This window comes from Helicobacter sp. T3_23-1059 (genome assembly GCF_053654515.1).
Map to the genome: position 1 here is coordinate 1 of NZ_JBSIUV010000161.1, position 983 is coordinate 983.

The 983-nt window shown below is 27.3% G+C and carries 2 protein-coding genes; both read right to left on the reverse strand.

Annotated features, from left to right (window positions below):
- Positions 1-143: 143 nt before the first annotated feature.
- Entirely contained in the window at positions 144-689 is a 546-nt protein-coding gene (locus ACWIX0_RS13785) for a hypothetical protein (protein WP_454174554.1), read from the reverse strand.
- Positions 689-983: DUF6402 family protein (locus ACWIX0_RS13790; RefSeq protein ID WP_454174555.1), on the reverse strand; the 295-nt coding region annotated here is incomplete at its 5' end. The genes ACWIX0_RS13785 and ACWIX0_RS13790, both read right to left, overlap by 1 nt.

Here is a 983-nt window from a genome sequence, read left to right on the forward strand (position 1 = left end):
CTATGTCTTGGGTGTGAGTTTTGTTTATAGATTCGTTATAATGTCCTTTTATGGTAGATTCTTTGTTGTTTAGAATAGTTTGAGTGAAATTATGCTCGATTAGTTCATCATAGTTAGCATAAAAAGGTGCTTTGCTCAAAATACTACCCCACTTTCTTTTTTGCTAAATACGCTTTAATGTCTTTATATATGATATATGCAAGTAGTGGGATATTTATAAGTATTGCTAATGCAATTTCTAGCGTTACCACTTTATTAGAAATTGCAACATTGTCAAAATAAAAAGCTAAAAGTGATATTATGCAAACCAAAACAATAGCCAAAACCAATCCAGCAAAAAATGATTTATAAGCTAATATAAACTTTTCTTTTATGCCTAATGATTTAAAATATCCATAATTGCAGATAGTAGCATATATACAAAATAGCAAATGCGGAATAATTTGCAAAAAACTATACAAAGTGAATACCAGCGCAATTACTACCCATTGCGTAATTTTTGCTTCCAAATACAACAGAATATATGCAAAATATGTTAATCCAATAACACCTAAGTGAAAAAATATATTTACAATATGCCTTTTGTAAAGATATAAAAACATTGTGGGTAGTGTGATAACAAACCAGCCTATATTAAAAGCTATAAACATTATATTAAAATCTTCTTCAGTAACGCCTTGAAACAACATTATATATCCTTAAAATTAGTAGTGTAAATAAAAAAATCTAATCCCATTTGAAAAAAATGTTGCGAATGTTTAAAATCTGAATTATAGATAGGATAAATATTGTTTTGTTTTGTCATATTGTCAAATTCGCCAATCAATTTAGTAGGAATAGTAAAAGAATTATATTCGTATTTAGCGACTTGTTTTATAGAATCGTAAATATCACATTTTATATTTTCATAATCCCAAACGCCAATAGGTTGGTCTTTTTCTTTGCCATTATTGTTAATTTCATTGTTAAAATCTACACTATCA

Excerpts from the sequence above, each read along its gene's own strand:
- ACWIX0_RS13785 (WP_454174554.1), bottom strand. The coding sequence starts at position 689 with ATGTTGTTTCAAGGCGTTACTGAAGAAGATTTTAATATAATGTTTATA.